Raw genomic sequence first — 17,204 nt, 5'->3', positions numbered from 1 at the left:
CGGTCGGGGAGTTCGAAAAGGACGATCAGTCGAACAGGGCGGCGAGCGCGGCCCGGTCGACCTTGCCGTTCTGGTTGAGGGGAAGCGCGTCGACCGCCCGCACGTCCCCCGGGATCATGTACGCGGGCAGGACGGCGCCCACGGCACCGCGCAGGTCATCCGGAACCCCACCCGCGGTGACCAGCACCGCCTTCAACGCCCGGGTGACACCCTCGCCGTGCACCAGCGCGACGGCCTGCCACACGTCCGGGTGCGCGACCAGGGCGTGCTCGACCTCCTCGAGCTCGATGCGCTGACCGTTGAGCTTCACCTGCCGGTCAGCCCGCCCGAGGAACTCGATGTCGCCGGACGCGGTGAGCCTGCCGAGGTCGCCGGTGCGGTAGACCCGCCTGCCCTCGACCGTGACGAACCGGTCCGCCGTCAGATCCGGCCGACCGACGTACCCGAGCGCCACCCCCGGCCCGGACACGCAGATCTCGCCCACCTCGCCCCGCGCGACCCGGCGCAGGTCCGGTCCGAGGATGGCCACCTCGCGGTGGGGGAGTGCCCGTCCGATGGGCACCGAGGTCGCCTCCGGTGCCAGCTCTGCGATCGGGAACGTCGTCGCGATCACGGTCGTCTCCGTCGGCCCGTACGCGTTGATGATCGGCAGGCCCGGCACCCGCGCGTGCGCCGCCCGAACGTGCCTCGGTGACTGCGGCTCGCCCGCGATCACCAACGCCGACAACGGGTCCAGCAGATCCGGGGCACTGTCGACGACCACGTTGAACAGCGCGGCGGTCAGCGTCAGCGTGTTCACCTTGTTGTCCCGGATGGCCGCCCGCAGCCGCGCGGCGCTCGGGAACGCGCCGTCGAACAGCACGCAGGTGCCGCCGTGCAGCAGCGGACCCCACAGCTCGACCGTCATCCCGTCGAAACTGGGTGACATGTGCGCCAGCAGCACGGTGTCCGCGGACAGGTCGAGGAAGTCTCCGGGGAACAGCAGGCTGGTGATACCGCGATGCGTGATCAGCACGCCCTTCGGCTCCCCGGTCGACCCGGACGTGAAGTTCACGACCGCGGCGCCCCCGGGGTCCACGGCCACCTCCGGGCCGTCGTCACGGCTCGACGCGTGGAACCGCAGGTGGGTGACGTGCTCGGGCAGCACCACCTCGGTGGCCGCGTCGGTGATGACAACCCGCACGGACGCCAACCCGACCATCGTCGCCAACCTCGCCGCGGGCCACCCGGCATCGATCGGCAGGTACGCGCCGCCCGCCTTGAGGACCCCCAACAGAACCACCACGAACTCAGGCGTCCGCCCCATCGCCACCCCGACGACAGCCCCTTGCCGCACACCCGCCTCACGCAACCGCCAAGCAACACCATTGGCGGCGCGGTCGAGCTCTCGGTACGTCACCGCGCGATCGCGGAACCGCACGGCCACCGCCCCCGGCACCCGCCCCGCCTGCCGCGCGACCAACTCACCAACAGACAGTTCCGGAAACCCCACCCCGCCCGCCCTGCCCACGCTGCCCGGCTCGACCGCGCCGCTTGGCTGGGCCAGGTCCGCCTGCGTGACCACGGTGTTCGGCTGGGCCGTGCTCAACGGCTCGGCAGCGCCTGGCGATTCGGTGACGCCCGCTGACTCGGTCACGGTGTCGGGCCGGTCGCCGCGGAAGGCCCGAGTGCGGCGGAGGGCTCGACCGCGGCGCCGGAGTTGGCCTCGATCACCGCCAGTACCTCGGTGAACGTCGAGCCCCGGTACAGGTCCTCCGGCGTCAGCACGTCGATGCCGAACACCTCCTCGACCTCGGCCAGGAACTTCACCGCGGCCAGGGAAGTCCCCCCGACGGCGAAGAAGTCGTCGTCGGGGTCGACCGCCTCCCGGTTGAGGACCTCCCGCCAGATCGCCGCCACCGCCGCGGCGCGGTCAGCCGGTTCCCACCGCACTGGTCACCCCTCTCGTCTCATCCGAACGGATCAGCAGGAACGTGCCGAGCGCGCCGACCCCGGTCACCAGCACGCAGATCGCGAACAGGGTCGGGTAGCCGTTGGTGGCGTTGGCCAGCAGGGCGCTGCCCACGGCGAACCCGCCCTGGCGCAGGATGGTCATCACCGCCGCGATCGACCCGGCCCGTTCCGGTGGCGCGCTCGCGATGAGCGCCCCGGTCACCTGGTTCTGCACCGTCGCCGCGCCGATCCCGGCGATGGTCATCCCGGCGATCACCACGGCCAACGTGCGCAGTTGTGCTCCCACGGCGATGAGCAGGCACCCCGCCGCGACCACGGCGAGGCCACCGCCGAAGAACGTGCTCTGCCTGGCGCGCGTGGCCACCCCCGTGACCAGGTACGGCACGGCGAACAGCGGCACGGTGAAGAACAGCATCAGGTACGACGTGGTCGCCAGCCCCAGGCCGAGCGAGGACTCCAGGAACAGCGGCAGGTACACCATCAGCGACCAGTACCCGACCGCCAGGCACAGCGGGACCAGCGCCAGGCCGACCACACCCCGCACCCGGAACAGCCCCAGGTCGACGGCCGGGTACCGGACCCGGCGCTCGACCAGCACGAACGCCGCGAACAGGGCCACCAGCACCGCGCCGACCAGCGGCGCGCTCAGCCGGGTCGAGCCGACGACCGGGCCGTAGAGCAGCAGCCAGGTCGCCACGAACAGGAACGCGCTGAACGTGGCCAGCCCGAGCACGTCGAGCGGCTTGTCCTTGCGATCGCCCGGCTGGTCCCGCGCGGTGAGGCAGCCCGCGATGATCACCGCGCACACCGGGACGTTGACCAGGAAGATCCACTCCCAGCCCAGCGCGCTCGCGATGAGCCCGCCGAGGCCGGGGCCGACCACCAGCGCCGACCCCTGGATGGTGCCGATGAGGGCGAACGCGCGCACCCGCTCGGCCTTCTCCGTGTATAGCCTGCCGACCAGCGCGAGCCCGCCGCAGACGATGAACGACCCGCCGACACCCTGCAGGACGCGGCCGCCGACGAGCACCGCGTACACCGGGGCGTACGCGCACGCCACCGACGCCACGCCGAACAACGCGGCCCCGAGCACCACCGAGCGCCGGTGGCCGTGCCGGTCGGCGAGGACACCCGCGGTGATCAGCATGATCGTCAGGGCCAGGCTGTAGCCGTTCATCACCCAGACCGACCCCGCGAGGTCGACCTCGAAGCGCGCCCCGATGTCGGAGAGCACCAGCGACACGGCGGTCACGTCGAAGGTGGCGATGAACCCGCCGAGGCCCATCACCACGGCGGGCACGTACCCGGCCTTGGTCGTCTCATGGCTCATGGAGAACCCTTACCAGCAACCGCTCGTACTCCGCGGCCAGGGCCACGGCCTGCGCACGGGAGAACACCGCGCGGGAGAACTGCCAGAACATCCGCGCGTGCCCGGCGTCGCGCGTCGGGCTCGGCGGGATCACCACCACGTTCATGTCGAACTTCGCCGACTGGTTCTGCGCCTCGCGGATCTCGGCGGTCGCGGTGCCGAACCGCAGCCGCGGCACGTCCGAGTCGTGGAAGCTGAAGCAGTGCTGGAAGACCGGGTTGCGGCCGCGCCGCTGCGCCAGCCCCAGCCTGCGCACGATCAGCGACAGCGGCACGTCGTTGTAGCGCAGCGCCCGGAACAGCGACCCCTGCACGCCGCGGGCCACCCCGGGCAGCCCGTCCCCCGCGCCGACCACGACCCGCACCGGGACCGTGTTGACCACCATGCCGACCAGCGGCTCCAACTCGGCCTCGGTCCTGGCGTTCACCGCGGTCCCGACGCAGAAGTCGGTCGCGCCGGTCTTGCCCGCCAGCAGCAACGCGTAGGCGCTGAACATCACCACGAACGGCGACACCGCGAGCTCCCCGGCCCGTTCCCGGACACGGGCGAAGGTCTCCGCCGTGACGGTGAGCTCCAGGTTGTGGCCGTCGAGGTTGTCCGCCCCGGCCGGTTCGCCGCCGAGCACCACCTCCCCGGCGCCGTCGAGGTAGTCGGACCAGAACTCGACCGCCCGCTCGCCGTACTCGCCCGCCATCCGGTCGCGCTGCCAGCGGACGAACTGCTGGTACTGCGCGGGCAACGCCGCCAACCCGGGCGCCCGGCCACTGGCCAGTGCGTCGTAGCAGTCCTGGATCTCCGCCCAGAGCCTGCCGAACGACCAGCCGTCGTGCACCGCGTGGTGCTCGACCTGCAGCAGTGCCCACTCGTCCTCGGCCAGCCGGACCGCGTCGAGGGTGAGCAGCGGCAGCACGGTGGTGTCGAAGACCTGGTCCTGCAATCGCGACCGGATCGCCGCCAACTCCCGCTCGGCCGCCCCGTCGGGGAGTCCGGTCAGGTCGTGCCGCCTGATCGTGAACGGGAACGGCGGGTGCACCGTCGCCAGGTACCCGGTGGCGCCGAGGCTGATCGTGGTGCGCAGCATCTCGTGCCGCTCGACCACGTGCGACACCGCCCGCTCCAGAGTGGACAGATCGAGCGCGCCCCGCACGCGGATCTCCGCCTGGGCGTTGTACGCCTTGTTGCGCGGGTAGAACGCCTCCAGCAGGCAGATCTGCTCCTGGTTGAAGGACACACCGGGAGCGGGCGGCAACTCGGAGATCCGCGGTCGGGTGCGGACGGCGGTCACGCGGTCCTCGACACGAACATGTAGCGGTACTGCTCGATCCCGGCCTCGTACGCGGCCTCGGCGTAGCGGAACTCGAACAGCTCCTCGTTGCCCTCCGCGGCGAACCTGTCCCGCAGCGAGTCGAGCACCTCGACCTTCTTCTTCCAGTGCGCGTTCTCCTCGCGCGACAGGTCGACGGTGTCGTAGCCGCCGAACAGCTCGCGCAGCAGCGTCGCCAACTCGGTGCGGTCCGGGCTCCAGGTGTCCGCGGTGAACGTGCGGATCGGGAACGTGCGGACGATGCCGACCCGCAGGTCCGCGGTGCCGATCTCCTGGAACCGGCGCAGCAGGTCCCGCAGCGACGGGGCGTAGTAGATGGTGTCGATGGAGACGATGTGGGTGAACGTGCCCGCCGGGAAGGTCAGGTCGTTGGCGTCCTGCACCTGGAAGCTGAGCCGGTCGTCGGACTCGGCCAACCCCGTGGCGTAGGCGATGGCGCTGGCGGAGAGGTCGACGCCGACCACGTTCGCGCCGGTCTTCTCGGCGATGTACTGCGAGATCAGCCCGTAGCCGCAGCCGAGGTCGAGGATGGTGTCGCCCTCCTTGGCCCCCAGCAGCTCCAGCATCCGGTCGATCTGGCCGAAGTCGGCCATGCCGTGCTGGCCGAGGTTGCGGCCGTAGACCTGCTCGCAGAACTCCGCGTGCGCGGCGCTGCCGATGGCGTTGGCGTAGTAGTACTCGAACCGCTGGTTGCGGTTCTCGCGGCGCGTGGGCTCGTTGTAGCCCAGCAGCCGCTCGGTCTGGGTCGTCGACCCGTCCGGCGCCCGCTCCTCCACGACCGCGGTGGCGTCCTCGGCGCGCAGCACGTACGCCACGAACGCGGCCAGCGTCGGGTTCTCCACCAGCGCGAACAGCGGGACGGACTTGCCCAGGTCGTTGGCGACCCTGGTGACCAGCAGCATGGCGGTGAGCGAGTGCCCGCCCGCGGCGAAGAAGTCGGTCGACGGGGTGATCCGGTCGTCGCCGGTGCCGAGCAGTTCGGCCCAGATCGGCGCGATCGCGTCGGCGGCGCGCTGGTACTCGTCGGTGGTCGATGCGGTCATCGGTCAGCCTCCCAGTTTTCCGAGAACGGTGAGCACGGCGGCTCGGTCGACTTTCTGGTTGAGCGTCAGCGGGAGGTCGTCGACGACCCCCAGGCTGCTCGGCACGGCGTAGCCCGGTAGCTGTTGCTCGAGGTGCTTGCGCAGCAGGGACTCGGTGAGCCCCTCGGTGCTGGTGGCCACGGCGACGAGCGTGCGAGTGCCGTGCTCGCGGACGGTCGTCACGTACGCCGCGGCCACCATGGGGTGGTTCAGGATCGCGGCCGACACCTCAGCCAACTCGACCCGGTTGCCGCGGATCTTGACCTGGTCGTCCTTCCTGCCGACGAAGACCAGGTCGCCCCGCGGGTCGCGCCGAACGATGTCGCCGGTGCGGTACAGGGTCGTTCCCGGCTCGAACGGGTTGTCGGTGAAGGCGGTCGACTCGCGGTTGAGGTAGCCGGGGGCCACGCCCGCGCCCGCGAGGCAGAGTTCGCCCTGCTCGAGCGCGGGGGAGTCGTCCTCGTCCACCAGGTACACCCGCGTTCCCGGGATCGGCGCGCCGATCGGCACGGATCCGTCCCGGTCGGTCTCGGGGTCGAAGGTGTGCACGACGCACCCGACGGTGGCCTCGGTCGGGCCGTACTCGTTGATGATCTCCACCGGTCCCAGCAGGCGGTGCACGCGCGCCGCGAGTTCCGCGGGCAGGTCCTCGCCGCCGACGACGAGGCGCCGCAGGTGCGTGCTGCCGCTGTGCAGTTGGGACACCAGGTGCAGGTACGACGGGGTGATCTTGATGACGGTCACGGCCCTGTCGGCCAGGATCCGCTGGATCACCATCGGATCGCGCACACCGTCGTAGACGGCGATCGACGCGCCCGCGAGCAGGGGCGGGAACAGGCACGTGACGGTGAAGTCGAACGCGAGGGTCGTGTAGAGCGCGACCCGGTCGTCGGGTGAGTCTATGTAGCGTTGGGCCGCCCACCGGACGTAGCTCGCCAGGTTCGCGTGCGTGATGCCGACACCCTTCGGATTCCCCGTCGACCCCGAGGTGTAGAGGATGTAGGCCAGGTCGGATGGTTGGACCACGGCCGTCGGGATCGGGTGGGCCGGTCGACCCAGCCCGCGCAGGACCACGTCGACCAACCCGAACCGGTCGGCCAACTCGGTGTGCTCGCCCGAGTGGACGATCGCCGTCGCCCCGCTGTCGGCCACGATGTGACCGACCCGGTCGACCGGGTTCCTGGTGTCGACGGGGATGTAGGTCGCCCCGAGTTTGAGCACGGCGAGCACCGACGCGACCAGGTCGACCCCGTGGCGCACGGCGAGGCAGACCCGGCTTCCCGGTCGGCAACCGCGCCCGTGCAAGGCACCGGCGATCTCGTCGACCCGGCGCCCCAGCCAGGCGTAGTCGTGGTCACCGCGATCATCGGAAACGGCGACGCGGTCGTTGTGCGACAACAGGTTCTGTTCTATCAACGCGTACAGATCCGCTTCCCCGCGGCGCTGCGGCGCCGCCGGGTTGATTCCGCCCAGCATGAAACCCCTCGGTGTAGCGTTTCGCGAATGGCCCCACCAGTGGCAAGCGGAATGCGTGTTCCGCTCGACCGGGCAGGGTGAAGGGACCCGTCAATGAGTCCACGGGTGTCGGCGCGGCCTTCCGGCCGGGTGCCTGCGTGCGGAGGAAAGGACTAGCCGACCAACCGGATCGGTTGGGCCACCCGGACTCCGCGCAAGAAAGTAGTGGTCATGGCGCTACCCCCCTGGGTCTCGTCATCGAAACGCGACGATGCGCGTGAGATTGATGCTGGCACAGGAACCAGCCGCACCGCAACGACTCCCACGCCTTCCTGTCCGATTTCGTTACCGCGCCACCTCGCGGACCGCCCTCGATGGTGGCTTCTGCGCCATAACCGCAGGTCACGCTACCTGTCGACGGAGTCCGCCCGGCTGGCGACACGCAACAAACCGGCAATAAACGTCCACTCGGAATACAGGCAACCGCCCGCCACTCCCTTTGCTGTTGGCCCATCCGGACCCGTTCACCCTGGCGGGTTCGTCTGCCCGCGGCGGAATTCAGCAGAAGCGCTCGATCTACTGTCCGTGACGTAAGGACGCGATAGTGGTGACATGCACGTGCATCGGTCGCGTGCGTTTCCCGAACCGGGTCCCCGGCAATTGGCCATTCCGCCAGAAGTCACAAGTGGACAATCGCCCACCGGTTGATCGAACGCGCTCGTCCGTTCGACCATTGTGGATTGTGGTCCTACGGGCCGCTGGGGCCTACCCCGCCGTGATCGCCGGACCCGGACATCGATGGGAGGTCGCCACCGGCCAGTGCGACCGCGATCCCCTCGCTGCTGGAGTCCGGGTGTCGCGCCGGTGTGGGCCGCGGCCGCACCCGCGCGATCGGCCCTCCGGCCTCCGGGCTGCGCCGCCGTGGTCCCGCATTACCACGACATCTCCTCCCGCCGCCACAGGCTGTCGGGTAGGCGAGCTGTCAACCCCTAAACCCCGTACACATCTTCTTCAATCCCCCTCGTATCGCACCGTGAATGGCTCTTCTCGTCAGCGCGCAGTCGCGGGTAACGGAAGTGCGGGTCGCCGGAAGATCTCGGACAGCGGAGAGGTGAATTGTGTGGTGGTGACTATCGGTGAAGAACTGGGCCGATCGGGTGGAGGGCGGAGGTTGGTAATTGTCTATCGGCCGGGCGCGGTATTAGCGTGAGCGGCGGAGTGTTGGTCGGACCTGGGAGAACTCCGCCGGATCGTGCAGGTCATAAAGGGACGGTGTACGGCCGGAAATGGCTGCCTGTTGGTGATTGCGGTCACCCGAAATGCGATGTTCGCCCCCGTGTCCCGGTTGTCGGAAAAGGTCGAGGTGTGATGCGGTCGCTTGTCCTGTTCGACGGTCTCGGCGCGCGCACCGAGTCGTTGATCCCGGTGGTGCGGCAAGCGGCTCGCCACCAGGGGAATGCCGCGTTCTTCGAGTCGGTGCACCGCGCGCTCGACGAGGTGGTCGACCACCTGGGGCCCGCCGCGCTGCCCGACGGGCTGCCGCTGGCGAAGTGGCTCGACGGTGTGGAGCCGCCCGTGCTGGACTCCGTGGCGACCGGCGTGCTGGTCCACGTGCACCAACTCTGCCTGCTGCAACGGGGGACCCTGCCCGACGATGTGGTCGGCGCGCTCGGGCACAGCATCGGGCTGCAGGCCGCGATCGTCGCCGGTGCGCGCCCGCGGCGGGTGGACGACTTCCTCGCGCTGGCGTCGGCCTCGGTCAAGCTGGTGCTGGTCAGCCTGGCCCGCGCCCACCACCTGGTCACCCCCGGCGGCACCCCGATGGTCGCGGTCGCCGGCCTGACCACGGCGGAGTTGCGCGCCATGATCGCCGATCACCCCACCGTGGCCATCGGCCTGGTCAACACCCCCACCGCGCACGTCCTCACCGGACCGCCCGCCGACCTGCGCGCGCTGCGCGGCACCCAGCCGGGCACCTGGACCGACCTGCCCACGACGATCCCGTTCCACAGCCCCCTGCTGGCCGACCTGCCCGAGCGGGTACGCGCCGACCTGCCCGCGATCGGCCCGCTGCCCGCGCCGCACGACCTGGTGCTGCCCGTCTACGCGGCCGACGCCGGTCGAGACCTGCGGACCGCCGACGACCTCGCCGACGAGTACCTGCGGCAGGTCTTCACCCACCCGAACGACTGGACCACCGCCGTCGAGCACGCGCTCACCGACTCGGCCGCCGACCGCGTACTCGACGCGGGCCCGGGCCCAGGCGCCCGCCGGTTCGCCCGCGAGTGCGCCCCCACCACCCGCTTCCACCCACTGCGACAAGCCCACTGAGCCAACTCCCACCGAGACAGGCCCACCGAGGACAGGCCCGCCGAGGACGAGTTCACCCGAAGTCGAGCCCACTGAGAAGGAGCGATCCGTGCGTTGTCTGCTGTTCCCGGGTCAAGGCGTGCAGAAGCGCGGGATGGGGTCGGACCTGTTCGCCCGGTACCCCGAGGCGACCGCGCTGGCCGACGACGTGCTGGGCTACTCGATCGAGGAGCTGTGCGCCCGCGACCCGCTGCGGCGGCTGCGTGACACCCGTTTCGCCCAGCCCGCGGTGTTCTTCGTCAACGCGCTCCTGGCGAGGGAAAAGCCCCAGCCCGACTTCGTGGCAGGCCACAGCCTGGGGGAGTACAACGCGCTGGTCGCCGCGGGCGTGCTCACCCTGGCGGACGGATTGGCACTGGTGGCCAGGCGGGCCGGGTTGATGGCCGAGGTCACCGGCGGCGGTATGTCCGCCGTGCAGGGTGTGCCCGCCGCGTTCGTGCGCCGTGCGCTCACCGAGACCGGCCTGCCGAACGTCTTCCTGGCGAACCTCAACGCCGACACCCAGACCACCATCGCCGGTGACCGCGCGGAACTCGCCGTGGCGGGCAAGGCGATCGCCGCGCTGCCCGGCGCGCGGGTGGTGCCGCTGAACGTGAGCGGCCCGTTCCACACCCCGCTGATGGCGCCCGCCGCGGCCCGGTTGCGCGGGGTGCTCGCCGAGCAGGCCTTCGCGCCCGCCGCCGTCCCGGTGGTCTCCAGCGTCACCGGCGAGCTGTTCGACCCCGCTGACGGCGCGGACCTGCTGGCCCGCCAGCTGGCCGAGCCGGTCGAGTGGGTGCGGGTCGTGCACACCCTGCGCGCGCTGGGGGTCACGGAGTTCGACGAGGTCAACGGCCGGACGGTGACCGCGCTGGTCACCCGGATCCACTGAGCGGGGAATCATGGGGCACGAGAAGGACATCGCCGTCGTCGGGTTGTCGGTCGACTTGCCCGGCGCGTCCGGGTTCGACGAGCTGTGGCGGCTGGTCAGCACCGGGTCGGGCACCGCGCGGCCGTTCCCGGCCGACCGGGCGGCCAAGCTCGCCGAGTACATCTCCTACCTGCGCGCGACCAGCATCGACCCGCTGGACGAGCCGGACGTCGAGTACCACAACGGCTACTTCCTCGACACCGTCGACCACTTCGACCACACCGCGTTCGGCATGAACCCGCGGCAGGCGACGCTGACCGACCCGCACCACCGCATGGTCCTGCGCGCGATGTACCTGGCCTTCGAGGACGCCGGCTACTCGCTGGAGCGGTTGCGCGGCAGCCGGACCGGGGTGTTCGTCGGCTTCGCGGTCAACCCCGGCTCGACCTACCTGGACTACATCAGCCGGGTCGACCCGTCGGTCGGCCAGCAGGCGATCACCGGCAACATCCCGGCGATGCTGGCCAACCGGCTCTCGCACCTGCTCGACCTGCGCGGCCCCAGCATGGTGGTGGACACCGCGTGCTCGGCGACCCTGGTCGCGGTGCACCAGGCCAAGAACGCGCTGCTGCTCGGCGACTGCGACCTGGCCGTGGTCGGCGGCGCGCGGATCGTGTTCGCGCCGGTCAAGCACCAGCACTCCAACATCGGCATCGAGTCATCGGACGGCGTCACCCGCACCTTCGACGAGGCGGCGGACGGCACCGGGTTCGGCGAGGGCTCCGGCGCGGTGGTGCTCAAGCGGCTCGATCAGGCGCTGGCCGATGGCGACCAGGTGTACGCGGTGCTCAAGGGCAGCGCGGTCAACCACGACGGCAACACCGAGGGCATCACCAACCCCGACAGCGACTCGCAGGCCGACCTGCTGCTCAGCGCCTGGCGCGACGCCGAGGTCGACCCGCGCACCATCGGCTACTTCGAGGCGCACGGCACGGCCACCCGGGTCGGCGACCCGATCGAGCACGAGGGCATCAAGCGGGCGTTCGCCCGGCACACCACCGACCGGCAGTTCTGCGCGGTGGGCACGGTGAAGGCCAACGTCGGGCACCTGTTCGAGGGGTCCGGTGTGGTCGGTCTGATCAAGGCGATCGCGGTGCTGCGCCACGGGGTCATCCCGCCGCAGGCCAACTACCGCACGCCCAACCCCAAGCTGGACTTCACCTCCGGCCCGCTGTACCTGCCCACCGAGCCGCGGCCGTGGCAGCCGGAGGGACCGCGTCGCGCCGGGGTCAGCGCGTTCGGTCTCGGCGGCACCAACGCGCACGCCGTGCTGCAGGAGCACATCGCGGTCGACGAGCGGCCCGCGTCGACCGGTCCGCAGCTGTTCGTGCTCACCGCGGCGACGATCAAGTCACTGACCTGGACGGTGGAGCGGCACGTCGCGTTCATCGACGCGGGCGGGCTCGACGGCGTGGACATCGCCGACGTCTGCCACACCACCCGGGTCTCCCGCAGCGGGCACCGGCACCGGATCGCGGTGGTCGTCGCCAACGCCGCCGACCTGCGCCGCCAACTGGCTGGCCTGCTGGTCGAGCAGCGCGATCCGCTGCCGGAAGGCCCGTTGGGCGCGGCCGCGGCCGCGTTCCTGCGCGAGGGCAGGGTCGACCTGGAGCCGACCGATCGGCAGCCGCGGATCGTCCGACTGCCCGGCTACGCGTTCGACGAGACCCTGGCGTGGGTGCGGTTCCCGGACACCTGGCGCGACACGATGAACCTCACCACCCACGACGTGCGGCACCCGGTGACCCACGACGTGGAGCTGCGCGAGGTCCCGCTGTCCATCGTCGCCGCGGATCCCGTGCGGGCGCTCGCGATCGTGGACCCGGACACCGACGCCGAGGACGTCCTGACCGCCGCCGGACTCGGTGACGTGCGCTTCGTCCGGATCGGCGAGCCCGTGTTACCCGGCGGCGCCCCGTTCCAGCCCACCGACCCGGCCGCCTGCGCCGAGGTGGCGCGGCTCGTCGACGAGGGCGTCACGCACGTGGTGCACGCCACCGCCTTCGAGGACAAGGCCGTGCTCGACGTGTCTGTTGTGGACGATCGGGTGACGAAGAACCTCGACGGCCTGTTCCAGCTGACCAAGTCGCTGATGGCGGCCGGGGTGAAGACGCGCCTGGTGGTGCTCACCAGGACCGCGGTGTGCGCGGCGCCGGGGGAGCAGGTGGTGCCGGAGAACGCGGCGCTGGTCGGGTTCGGCAAGGTCGTCGAGCGCGAGTACCCGTACATCAAGGTCAGCCACGTCGACCTCGACCCGGCGGTGTCCCCGGCCGCGCTGCGCGCCGAGGTGCTGTCCGAGGACCGCGGACTGTCCGTGCTGCGCGGCGACAGGCGGCTGCGCGAGGTGTTCGTCGAGGTGCCCGAGGTCGACACCGACGGGCCCGCCGAGCACCTGCGCGCGGGCGGCACCTACCTGATCACCGGTGGCACCGGGGCGCTCGGCCTCGCCGTCGCGGCCCGGTTCGCCGCCACCCAGCCGGACATCGACCTCGTGCTGGTGAGCCGATCCGGGCTGCCGCCGCGCGAGCAGTGGGACGACGTGTCGGTGGTGCCGAGCGGGTCACCGGTTGCCCGGCGCGTCGCCGCGGTGCGGGAGATCGAGCAGACCGGCGCGCGGGTCGGCGTCGTCGCGGCGGACGCGGGTGACCCGGTCGCCTTCGGTGCCGCCATCACCGGGATCCAGCGCGAACACAGCCGCATCGACGGTGTCGTGCACGCGGCGGGCCTGCCCGGCGGCAGCACCGTGATGTTCCGCGAACGCGCCGACTTCGACGCGGTCGTCCGGGCGAAGCTGCACGCGGCCGTCGTGCTCGACCGGCTGACCGAGACCGACCGGCCGGACTTCATCGCGCACTTCTCGTCCGTGGCCTCGGTGTTCCCGGCCCCGGGCCAGGCCGACTACGCCGCCGCCAACTACTACCTGGACAACCTGGCGCGGTCCAGGGCGGGCGGCCCCTGCCACGTCATCGCCCTGGACTGGGTGGCGTGGAAGGAGATCGGCATGGCGGTCGACTTCGGCACCAACGGCGACACCATGTTCAAGGCCCTGCCCACCGCCACCGGCCTCGACGTCCTCGACGCGGGCCTGCGGTCGGGCAGGTCGCGGCTGTTCGCCGGTGAGCTGAACTACCGCGGCGAGCTGATCCACCTGCTGCGCTCCTACGACGTCGCGTTGTCCGCCGACATCGAGGCCAAGGTGGAGCACGAGATGCTGGCGCTGCGGGAGCGGCTGCGCGCCGCGGCCGACAAGACGAAGGCCACCGTGGCCGCGGTCGAGGTCGAGCTGACCGGCCGCGACGAGTTCACCGACGTCGAGCGGACCGTCGCGCAGTGCCTCGCGCTCGCGTTCGGCTACGACGAACTCGACGTGGAGGGCGACTTCTTCGACCTGGGCGGCGACTCGATCATGGCGGCCACCGTCGCGAGCACGATCGCCACCGTGCACGGGGTCGGCTACGACGTGGCCGACCTGCTCGCCGACCGCACGGTGAGCGAGATCGCCTACCACATCGAGGACCTGGTCACCTTCGCCGACATGAACCCCGAGGCCGTCTGATGGGCGCCGACGCCACGGACATGACCACCGGGCCGCCGCTGCGCAAGGTGCTCGGGTTCGCGCTGCCGCTGACCGCCGCGAACCTGTTGCAGCAGGGGTACCTGCTGGTCGACGGCGTGGTCGTCGGCCACTGGACGGGCGTCGACGGACTCGCCGCGATCGGGGCGGCGGGCCCGCTGTTCTACCTGCTCAACGCGATGTTCATCGGGCTGGGCACGGCGTTCACGATCCGGCTGGCGCACCTGCGCGGCGCCGGGGACGCCGACGCCCGGCGCGGGGTGGTGCTGTCGCTGGCCCTGGTCACGGCGGTCTGGTCGGTGGGCTGCGTGCTCGTCGCGACGGCCCTGGTGGACCCGGCGTTGGCGGTGATGGGCCTGCGTGGACGGCTCGCGCACGACGCGTCGGTGTTCCTCAGCACCCTGTCGCTCGGCTTCCCCGGCATCTTCGGCACGGCGGCGGTGAGCGCGTACCTGCGCGGCCTCGGCGACTCGCGGACGGCGCTGTGGGTCGCGGGCTTCGGCAGCGTCACCAACGCCGCGCTGGTGCTGCTGCTGGTCGCGGTCTGGGACCTGGGGATCGCCGGGGCCGCGCTGGCGACGGCGATCTCGTCCACGGCGGCGTTGGTCGTCGGACTGGTGGTGGCCGCGCGCAAGTACCCGGTGGCCAGGACCGGCGAGCGGCCCGCGGTGCGGCGCGAGTTCGTGGACGCCGTGCGGCTGGGTTTCCCCTTGGCGAGCCAGCACATCATCCTGGCGCTGGGGATCATGGTGCTGGTCTGGATCCTGCAGGCGTTCGGGCCGGTGGTGCTGGCCGCGTTCAGCATCGTGGCCAGGGTCGAGCAGGTCACCGCCATGCTGTTCCTGGACTTCTCCGGCGCGATCACCGCGTTCACCGCGCAGAACCTCGGCGCGGACGACCCACCGCGGGCGCGGACCGGGCTGGTCAGGACCCTCGGCCTGACCGCGGTGCTCACCGTGGTCGCCTCCGCGGTGGTGCTGGTGGCCCGCGGCCCCATCGCCGCGCTGTTCACCGACGACCCGGCGACGCGGGCGCTGACCGAGCGGTACCTGCTGATCATCTATCCGTTCCTGGCGCTCTACACGCTGATGGTGGTGCTGCACGGCTACCTCAACGGCGCCCGCCGCACCACCGCGCCGCTGATCTGCACGGTGATCGCGTTCCTGCTGGTGCAGATCCCGTTCGCGTACCTGTTCCACGGCGTGTTCGGCGTCGAGGCGGTGATGTGGGCGGTGGTCGTCGGGTGGACCGCGGGGCTGACCTACTCGGTGCTGTGCCTGCGCCGCGTGCTGTTCGGTCCACTCGCCCACAGGGAGGTCGTGCCGTCGTGATCACCGAGAGCCGGGCCGTCGTGGAGTTCCACGGCGGCACCGCGCGCACCGGCCCGCTCTGCTGGGGGCAGCGGGGCACCTGGGACAGCCTCGCCCAGTGGTACCCCGAGGTGAAGCCGTTCTTCTTCCTGACCCGCTGGCTGCCGGTGCCGCTGCTGCTGGAGGTGGGCGACGTGCTGGCGGTGGTCGGTGAACTGCTCGTGCGGCACGAGTCGCTGCGCACGCACGTGTCACAGCCGCCCGGCGGCGAACCGACCCAGCGGGTGCTGGCGTCGGGCACGCTGCCGGTCGACGTCTACGACCGTCCCGCCGACGACCCGGTCCAGTTCGAGGACATCGTGGCGACCTGCTGGGAGCGGGGGACCGCGCGGCCGCTCGACCACTCACGTGAGCTGCCGCTGCGGCTGTCGATCGCGCTGCACGAGGGCATCCCGGTGGTCATCGCGTTCACCCTGTCGCACCTGGCCGCGGACTACACCGCGACCGACGCGCTGGTCCGCGAGCTGACCGCCATGCTCGACGCCAAGGCCGCGGGCACGCCCCTGCCCCCGGCCCGACCCGCCGCGCAACCGCTGGACCTCGCCCTGGCCGAACGCTCACCCGACGGCCAGCGCCGCAACATCGACGCGCTCCGGCACCTGCGCTCGGTCCTGGACCGCGCGCCCGCGCCGATCCCGCACCAGGCCGTCCCGGAGTCGCCGCGGTTCGTCGGCGCGGACCTGGAGTCGGACGTGCTGGCGATCGCCGTCCGCCGAACCGCGCGCCGGTGCCGGACCAGCACGTCGGTGGTCCTGCTGGCGCTCACCACGGCCCTGGTCCGCTCGTTCTGGCCGGAACCCCGCCTGCGCCTGGACATCATGCAGGGCAACCGCACCACCCCGGACGTCGCCGCCAGCATCACGACCCTCAACCAGGTCGTCCACACCATCACCGACCTCGGCGGCGAGTCGCTGACCGACCTGCTCGACACCGCCACCCGCACAATGGCGGTGGCCAGGGCGCACTCCCGCTACGACAACCGAGCCGCCCGCGAGGTCCTCCGCGCCCGCGAACTACCGCCGGGCGTCCAGTTCAACGACATGTGGTCGACCCTCCCCAGAGGACCGCAGGCCGCGACGCCGTCCGCGACCACCCTGACCTGGCCCGCCACGTCCACCGCCGAGACCATGGCCCTCTACCTCGACGTCCGGGGAACTCCGACGCGGGTCCGCCTGGGCGCCATGGCCGACACGGCCATCCTCCCGCGCGCCGACCTGGCCACCCTCTTGCGCGCCTTCGAACACCGCGCCGTCGAGTGGGCGGAGGGCGAGGTCCTGCTGAGGAGCCGCTGACCCGGGGTCAGGCGGTCGCGGGCTCGATGTGGACCACGGAGGCCGCGGTGTTGTTGGTGGTGTTGGCCTCGCTCCCCGCGACCGACAGCCCGGTGATCGACTCGACACTGCCCGTCACGTGCCTGCCGACCCGCACCGCCACGGTGACCGGCGGGTAGGACTCACCGGGGGCCACGGTCCGGCTGGACAGGCAGACGACCCGGTGCCCGGAGATGGCGCAGCTCCAGTCGTCACCCTCCGCGTCGGTCGGGGTGAGCCCCATCGGCAGCGTGTGGGTGAGGGTGACCAGCTTGTCGGACCGCTCGTGGGCCAGGTCAGCGCTGACGGACAGGGTGTAGGACCCCGTGCCCCCAGCCACCCACGGCCCGTCGTTGCCCGCACTCACCGTCAGGTCGGCCACTGCCATCTCGCTACCCCTCCACCCGCGGGCGCCGCGCGGCGCCCACCCCATGATCACCGATTCCCACCCGGCCCCCGGAACCGGGGTCATCCCCTGGGACGTCCC

Annotated in this window: 12 protein-coding genes; 5 read left to right on the top strand and 7 right to left on the bottom strand. The window is 71.5% G+C overall.

The window, feature by feature from the left end:
* Positions 1-25 precede the first annotated feature (25 nt).
* The 6 genes from BMY07_RS04100 to BMY07_RS04075 are packed head-to-tail and all read right to left on the bottom strand — an operon-like array spanning position 26 to position 7,204.
* A complete protein-coding gene (locus tag BMY07_RS04100; protein WP_092775088.1) occupies positions 26-1,636 on the bottom strand; it encodes an amino acid adenylation domain-containing protein in 1,611 nt (536 codons plus the stop codon).
* Entirely contained in the window at positions 1,633-1,932 is a 300-nt protein-coding gene (locus tag BMY07_RS04095; RefSeq protein ID WP_092775087.1) for an acyl carrier protein, read from the bottom strand. The genes BMY07_RS04100 and BMY07_RS04095 overlap by 4 nt, the downstream gene beginning before the upstream one ends.
* Positions 1,913-3,283, bottom strand: coding sequence for an MFS transporter (locus BMY07_RS04090; protein WP_092775086.1), 1,371 nt, complete (start codon positions 3,281-3,283; stop codon positions 1,913-1,915). The genes BMY07_RS04095 and BMY07_RS04090 overlap by 20 nt, the downstream gene beginning before the upstream one ends.
* A complete protein-coding gene (locus BMY07_RS04085; protein WP_177215430.1) occupies positions 3,273-4,607 on the bottom strand; it encodes a condensation domain-containing protein in 1,335 nt (444 codons plus the stop codon). The genes BMY07_RS04090 and BMY07_RS04085 overlap by 11 nt, the downstream gene beginning before the upstream one ends.
* Positions 4,604-5,689 (bottom strand): methyltransferase domain-containing protein, encoded by a 1,086-nt coding sequence (locus tag BMY07_RS04080; protein WP_092775084.1) that lies wholly within the window; start codon positions 5,687-5,689, stop codon positions 4,604-4,606. The genes BMY07_RS04085 and BMY07_RS04080 overlap by 4 nt, the downstream gene beginning before the upstream one ends.
* 3 nt (positions 5,690-5,692) lie before the next feature.
* Positions 5,693-7,204: an amino acid adenylation domain-containing protein gene (locus BMY07_RS04075; RefSeq protein WP_092775083.1), complete on the bottom strand. Its 1,512-nt coding sequence runs from the start codon at positions 7,202-7,204 to the stop codon at positions 5,693-5,695.
* A 1,347-nt stretch (positions 7,205-8,551) separates the two neighbouring features.
* Between BMY07_RS04075 and BMY07_RS04070 the strand changes: the two genes are divergently transcribed.
* The 5 genes from BMY07_RS04070 to BMY07_RS04050 all read left to right on the top strand — a co-directional run bounded on the left by BMY07_RS04070 (position 8,552) and on the right by BMY07_RS04050 (position 16,699).
* On the top strand, positions 8,552-9,514 hold the full coding sequence (locus BMY07_RS04070; RefSeq protein WP_092775082.1) for an ACP S-malonyltransferase: 963 nt from the start codon (positions 8,552-8,554) through the stop codon (positions 9,512-9,514).
* An 88-nt stretch (positions 9,515-9,602) separates the two neighbouring features.
* Positions 9,603-10,424, top strand: a complete 822-nt coding sequence (locus tag BMY07_RS04065) for an ACP S-malonyltransferase (protein WP_143073341.1) — start codon at positions 9,603-9,605, stop codon at positions 10,422-10,424.
* 10 nt (positions 10,425-10,434) lie between these two features.
* Positions 10,435-14,019 (top strand): type I polyketide synthase, encoded by a 3,585-nt coding sequence (locus BMY07_RS04060; RefSeq protein WP_092775080.1) that lies wholly within the window; start codon positions 10,435-10,437, stop codon positions 14,017-14,019.
* Positions 14,019-15,368 carry an MATE family efflux transporter gene (locus BMY07_RS04055; protein WP_092775079.1) on the top strand — a complete coding sequence of 450 codons (1,350 nt, stop codon included), beginning with the start codon at positions 14,019-14,021 and terminating at the stop codon, positions 15,366-15,368. Before BMY07_RS04060 ends, BMY07_RS04055 begins: the two co-directional genes overlap by 1 nt.
* Positions 15,365-16,699 carry a condensation domain-containing protein gene (locus tag BMY07_RS04050; RefSeq protein ID WP_092775078.1) on the top strand — a complete coding sequence of 445 codons (1,335 nt, stop codon included), beginning with the start codon at positions 15,365-15,367 and terminating at the stop codon, positions 16,697-16,699. Before BMY07_RS04055 ends, BMY07_RS04050 begins: the two co-directional genes overlap by 4 nt.
* A 7-nt stretch (positions 16,700-16,706) precedes the next feature.
* Here BMY07_RS04050 and BMY07_RS04045 read toward each other — a convergent pair whose 3' ends face one another.
* A complete protein-coding gene (locus tag BMY07_RS04045; protein WP_092775077.1) occupies positions 16,707-17,105 on the bottom strand; it encodes a hypothetical protein in 399 nt (132 codons plus the stop codon).
* Positions 17,106-17,204: the final 99 nt, after the last annotated feature.

This window comes from Actinokineospora terrae, assembly GCF_900111175.1.
GTDB classification, from domain to species: Bacteria; Actinomycetota; Actinomycetes; order Mycobacteriales; family Pseudonocardiaceae; genus Actinokineospora; species Actinokineospora terrae.
Note: the sequence above shows the minus strand (reverse complement) of the source record. Positions and strands in the feature narration are given on the sequence as shown.